Here is a 6,000-nt window from a genome sequence, read left to right as displayed (position 1 = left end):
TAATTCCTAAATTTGCTTTAGTATCTGCGGAATGTGGGTTGAAAGTCTTGATGATGTTTGACTTTCAACTTTCCGAATTTAAGCATCTTGCGGATTAAGACGACTCATTTGCCATGTGGTGTATGTACCTATGGGACTCCAAATTAAATAAGGCAATAATAGTAATGCTGCCCAGAACGATACAGATAAGACTGCAAGGGTGATTAATATACAAATTAGTAATCCTGTACCACCGATGATTGTACCAGCGATGAGACTGCGAAGACGGATCATTATGGGGCTATAAGCTATGGTAAATATTTCTAGAAGTAGGTACAAACCCATCATTAAGCGAGTTATATCGGTATTTGGGCTGTGTTCCCAAATAATGTAAGCTGACCAAGCACCACAGATAAAAATTATAGTCCAAATCAGGGGAATTGCTGATTCAAAGGTTAACCATTTAGGTCTTTGTAAATGCCGAAACCATTGACTCTGGTTGGGTGTAATCCAGTTACCAGCGAAGCCTACTAAGAATGCTATAGTGCCAATTATCATCCAAGATTTAATCATATTTAAATAAATGCTACATTCTCAATTTTATAATATACATTCTAAACTCTTCTTTAGAGATCGTGGATTAAATAAGCTGTAATTCTCGCTTATTGTTTTACTGTAGGACAAAAACCTCAAACAAAATTTGACATCTTATTAAACCCACGATCCTAAATATTTGTTATTCACTGTTGTACACAATTGCTTGCGTTTAATTTCCAATTTCTGCTTGTTTATTTTTCTAAAGCATAGTACAGGGGAGCGTAAATAAACAAATCATTCTCAATCGCTAAAAAGACTATAACTTAATCTTTTTGATTTTTGAATTTACCGCATATTGGCAGCGGTATTACTGGTTTGTATTCCCTACCTTCTCAACCGAAAGCGCACTGGCATTCTATCAGATGGATAAATCAAAAGGTTCTGCTGTAACTGTTCTAAAGATGAACGACCTTTAGCCAATTCCCAGTCAAAGTAACGTAGTAGTAATGCCAGCATAACCGTTGCCTCCAGCATTGACAGATGCTCTCCTAAGCACCGATGAGAACCTGAACCAAAGTCTATCATTGGTAGTTGAGTAATTTCCTTACTTTTGTCCAACCAACGCTCTGGTAGAAATTCTTCTGGACGAGAATAAACCTCTGGATCTCTTCCAGCCGCAAGCATTGACCAGAATATTTTTGTACCAGGAGGAACTACCTGACCTTCAATCACAATTTCTCGTTGAGCCTCCAATGAAATTGAGCCAGAAGCGACGGAATAAAGGCGCAAGGTTTCCTTGATAATAGCGCGGATATAACTCAATTCTTTAAAGCTTTCTGTATTAATAGTCCCTTGAGTTTGCCAAACTTGGTCAACAACAGCCTGTGCTTGCTGAAAAACCCTGGGATTTAAAGACAACTCTGCTACTGCAAAGGATAAAGTATGGGCTGTTGTATCAGTACCAGCCAGTAAAAGTTCAACAGATTCTCCTATTAGTGATTCTCGATTGTAGTTTGGTTCTTTAGCAGCTATTTTCACTAACATTGATTCCTGAAACAAATAACTTACCTTTCCTAAATCGGTTTTGTTTTGTTCTCTCATCTGCAAAGCTAAGTCTACACGAGGAGTAATAAATTCCTCTAAATATTGCCTTGCTGCCCAATAATCTCGTGAATTTTTAGTTGGTAGATATTTCATCCAACTCTTCTCACCAGTAGCTACCCGTAAGAACCGATAGCCTAAAACAGATATTGCCTCATACACCTTGGCAACATTAAGGGGTGGTCCTTCAGGAGTAGGGGCTTTTGTATCGACAGGAATGCCCAGAACTAAACAAGAAATCACCCTCATCGTTAGTTCCACAAACAAAGGATCTACCTGAATTTCTGTTGATGGTTCAGTTTCCCTAATTTTCTCAATTACTTGTTCGCAAGCTTCGCTAATAATTTCCACATATTTAGACAAACTGCTAGAACTGAATTCGGGATTCCAAGCCTTACGTCGCCACTGCCACTCAGTTCCCTGCTGACCTAAAAGAATCGGTCCGCTCATATCGTTCCAAGCTTTACTTGCCCTCTGGGATCTAACTAAGCTGCCGTCTCTCATGCCATTGACAATGGTTTCTTCTATAACTTTTGGTTGACTCAAAATCAAAACTGGTTGACCAGTCCAGTAAACATACATTGGTCCTAGTTGCTGACTCCAATCAAATAATAATTGAAAGAATTTCTTTTCTTTTACTGCTGCTAATACTTGAGGAATATTTCCTAACAGCCAATGCTGGGGAGGAGAAGGAAGTGACCGTAGCGACTTATAAGCGTTTTTTTGTTTCCACAACCGCCACGCAAGTATTCCTAGTGTGCTAGTAACGCCTAAGACCGTGACTAAATTTAAAGATGAGGAAGAAAAACCAATCTCAGTAGCAATTTCTTGGACCATAAATCCCCCTGTGTTTAACAAAAACTCAATTTATCCAGATTTTACCGTATTGGATACAATTTTTTACAGGTATTCAGTTCTACACTTGAGGGATTAACCTTCTTATTTTAAATTTTTCTCTCTTTTCGCCTTTATAAGCATTTTTACACCATCACCGGAACTCAATAAAGCACCTTTCTGTGAAGGTTGTACTGGTTGAATATTAGCCAATTCCATATTCCAATTAGACAACAAATTTCCTAATACCAATTTCATTTCAAATGAAGCGAAAGCCATCCCAATACAGCGCCGATTTCCACCACCAAAAGGTAAAAACTCATAAGGAGTAAATTGCAGTTCTAAAAACGTTCTGGTTTAAACTGTTTAGAATCAGAATATAAATCTTCTCTATGATGAGTTAAGATAAATAAAAGAAATTACAATAGTTCCCGCTTCTAAATTAAAACTCATCAACTCAAACGGTGATTCTAATAGATTAAAATTATACCTAAATAAGTGTTCTAATTATTAGTTCTTAAACATTTCTTTACGGCTAATTTCCACCGATAGGAATACAAAAATTAAATATTATTCCTATCGGTAAAACTCTACGAGTCGCTAACGATTATCGTCCTGTTAATAGTGCTTTGGTTGCAGATTCTCCTAAAACTTTGACTTGGCGATTTAATTGGAAATTTAACAAAGCTACAACAGTTATCTCAGCTAAAAGTGCCAGAAAAATTGTTGTCGTCCGAGTATATTCTATAGCTGCCCAAGGACAGGTGGAGAATAACCACAAAATGGGATGTTGTGAAGGACTAATACCCAAAACGGCTAGAACAATTGACGGTAAAAACATCGCTACACCAATAGTTAGCACTGTCCATACATAACGCTTGGGATTTTTCATGAGTAGCATCAATTGAGCAATTGTGGCATACATCAACATCAATGTGAAAGCTAAAACCATAGCTAATATGACTTTATTCTTATCAACACTACCATCATAAAAATTAGGAGGTGAGAACAGAATCCAGATTATTATGGGTGTGGTAGCAATTAATAGATTAACGACTATGGCAACAATGGCTGGGCTTTTTTCACCAAATACTAAATCTTGTAATACAGATTTATCTCGATGATTTTGGTGTCTATATCTTGCCCAATCTTGGATGGTTTGCCGCTGAGGTGAAAGCACAATAGTTAAAATTAGAACTAAGGCAAAATTGAGTAAGGCCATGAGGGCTATAATCCCCATATCTGATTTGTTCTCAACTGCACCTATTGTCAATCCCAAAAACATTACCTGAGTAAAGGCTATAAATAGATAACTTTGTTTTTTACTCAATATTGTGCTATCTGTATTCCGAAAGCAGCGTTTCATTGCTTGCCAAATACCGTAGGAACAAATTCCGTAATTCACTAAATGAAAGCCGACTAAGGTAAGAAAATTTTGTCCTATTGGTAAATAGAAAAATTGTAATTGTCTGATTGGGCTGATTGATGGATATTTATAGGAACGAAACAGATTAGGAAATAGATAATTGGTGATATCCCAGGGACTAAAAAATCTAACCCAAGTTAAGGAATTATTGAAATCTCTAGAAGATGATACCATTGTCATTGTCATAAACAAAAACATAAGTACAGCACCGCTACCTAACCAAGGTTGAAAGTTACCGAACCAACGACTCACTAAACCAAAAATTAGGGCTGTACTGTAGAAGAATAGACAACTTGCGGTAAGTACAGCATAATAACTGAAAATGTAACTCAAGGCGATTTTAGCAGAATGTCCAGCCCATAAATGCAAAGGAATTGCTGTGAGGACGAAAAGATAAATTAAACTGGGGACTCCGAGAATTTTTCCGGTTAAAATGCTTGTTTCTGATTGAGGACTTAGGCGAATAAAATTCAATGTTCCGCGTTGTTCTTCTTTGGCTAAATCACTAATTAATAAATAAGTTCCGCCAACTAAGAGGGTAAAAATGAAAATTACACTAAATGTTAAAAATGTGTATTCCCAATGATCTCGCCACCATAATTGCCAGTCTATTTTATCTAAAGGACAAATGTTTTTAGATAAATAATTTTGAAGGTCAGCTAGTTCGGTTTTAACTTGCTGAAGTTGGGCTTCTAAGTTGGGAATTATGGTATTATCTGATAGTTGAATTTGCTGATAATTAGTTATTTTTTGGTTAAGTAGGTTTTGTTGCTTATAGAGTTCTTGTTCTTGATTTTGGTATACTTCTCGCAAAGTGCAGTAGGTCGCTCGGAGATAGTAGTTTTCATCGGGAAATTCTCGGAATTGAAATATGAAAACTATGAATTGTAGTAGTAAAGAAGAACCCATAGATATGATCAGATTAAAAGGTTTGAATCTGCCTTTTAGTTCTCGAAATAACTGAGGATTTAATTCTCCAACTCTGTCTATGAAATTTAGTAACATTGTCAATACCTCTAAAAGTTGAGAAGTTTTATTTGGGAACAATTTTTAAGTTTGTGCAGAAGATAAATCCAAAATCTAAAATCCAAAATTATCTATGATGCTTGTTTATGACCTAATTTGAGGAAAATAGTTTCTAGGTCTTCTTGGGTACAATGAAATTCTGTTAAGGGAATTCCTGCACTAATAAGCGATCGCAATAAATCAGCGGAGTCTTCTGGTTTACCGGAAAAATTCACTCGCACGCTATTTTGACTAAGTATTAACTCCCATTCTTCCACTAAGGGATGATTTTTTAATTCACTCACTAATATATCTATATTGCCCAAAGTGGTGATAAAAATCTGCTGTCGGGAAAGACGTTGATACAGATGCTTGAGTGAAGAACTTTCTACTAAAAAACCTAATTCCATAATTCCCACAGATGTACACAACTCCGCTAAGTCGCTAAGTACATGAGAAGAAATTAAAATTGTCATACCGGCTTCTTGCAAAGCCTTAATAATTTCCCGGAACTGCATCCGCGCAATGGGATCAAGTCCCGAAACAGGTTCATCTAAAAGTAGTAAAATTGGTTCATGAATAATGGTGCGGGCTAAACTTAAACGCTGTTTCATCCCCCGTGAGAGGGTAGAAATCATGCTATGGCGTTTATTACCCAGTTGAATCAGTTCTAAAACTTCGTGAAGACGTTGAGTACGACGCTTTCCTTGTAAGCGATACAATCGGGCAAAATAATCTAAATAGTCCCAAACTGTCAAATCTTCATACAACGGGTAGTCATCGGGTAAATAACCAAGACGACGTTTAAGTTTTAGGTTACTTTGATTTGACTCTAAGCGATGGTCCGAAGAACCCGCTACGCGATCGCCATTAATATAAATCTCACCCGTAGTTGGTTCTTCAGCAGTGGCTAACATCCGAATTAGGGTAGTTTTACCTGCACCATTAGGACCAATTAATCCGTAAACTTCACCCGTATGGATTTCTAAGTCAACATCATTGACAGCAATATGTCTTTCAAATTGCTTAGTGAGTCCAGTGGTGCGAATTGCTATTTCTTTTACCATCGCGGCTGAGTGTGGCTTGTGTGCAATAGTTAACTTAACCTGTTTATACAT

The 6,000-nt window shown here is 36.9% G+C and carries 5 protein-coding genes; all 5 read right to left on the bottom strand.

The genetic code is table 11. The annotated features are described in order from the left end of the window. Positions 1–78: 78 nt before the first annotated feature. The 5 genes from FJR05_RS21660 to FJR05_RS21640 all read right to left on the bottom strand — a co-directional run bounded on the left by FJR05_RS21660 (position 79) and on the right by FJR05_RS21640 (position 5,949). Entirely contained in the window at positions 79–552 is a 474-nt protein-coding gene (locus tag FJR05_RS21660) for a TspO/MBR family protein (protein ID WP_168646013.1), read from the bottom strand. A gap of 348 nt (positions 553–900) precedes the next feature. Then, entirely contained in the window at positions 901–2,454 is a 1,554-nt protein-coding gene (locus tag FJR05_RS21655) for a cytochrome P450 (RefSeq protein WP_168646012.1), read from the bottom strand. A 102-nt stretch (positions 2,455–2,556) separates the two neighbouring features. Beyond that, positions 2,557–2,730 (bottom strand): hypothetical protein, encoded by a 174-nt coding sequence (locus FJR05_RS28070; protein ID WP_371416927.1) that lies wholly within the window; start codon positions 2,728–2,730, stop codon positions 2,557–2,559. Between the two features lie 328 nt (positions 2,731–3,058). Further along, positions 3,059–4,882, bottom strand: a complete 1,824-nt coding sequence (locus tag FJR05_RS21645; protein ID WP_168646011.1) for an ABC transporter permease — start codon at positions 4,880–4,882, stop codon at positions 3,059–3,061. 92 nt (positions 4,883–4,974) lie between these two features. Further along, entirely contained in the window at positions 4,975–5,949 is a 975-nt protein-coding gene (locus tag FJR05_RS21640; protein ID WP_168646010.1) for an ABC transporter ATP-binding protein, read from the bottom strand. Positions 5,950–6,000 lie beyond the last annotated feature (51 nt).

The sequence above is a fragment of the Dolichospermum sp. UHCC 0259 genome (genome assembly GCF_009711935.1).
GTDB lineage: Bacteria > Cyanobacteriota > Cyanobacteriia > Cyanobacteriales > Nostocaceae > Dolichospermum.
Note: the sequence above shows the minus strand (reverse complement) of the source record. Positions and strands in the feature narration are given on the sequence as shown.

Coding starts and splice junctions, on each gene's coding strand:
- FJR05_RS21660 (WP_168646013.1), bottom strand. CDS start 552: ATGATTAAATCTTGGATGATAATTGGCACTATAGCATTCTTAGTAGGC.
- FJR05_RS21645 (WP_168646011.1), bottom strand. CDS start 4,882: ATGTTACTAAATTTCATAGACAGAGTTGGAGAATTAAATCCTCAGTTA.
- FJR05_RS21640 (WP_168646010.1), bottom strand. CDS start 5,949: ATGGTAAAAGAAATAGCAATTCGCACCACTGGACTCACTAAGCAATTT.
- FJR05_RS21655 (WP_168646012.1), bottom strand. CDS start 2,454: ATGGTCCAAGAAATTGCTACTGAGATTGGTTTTTCTTCCTCATCTTTA.
- FJR05_RS28070 (WP_371416927.1), bottom strand. CDS start 2,730: ATGGCTTTCGCTTCATTTGAAATGAAATTGGTATTAGGAAATTTGTTG.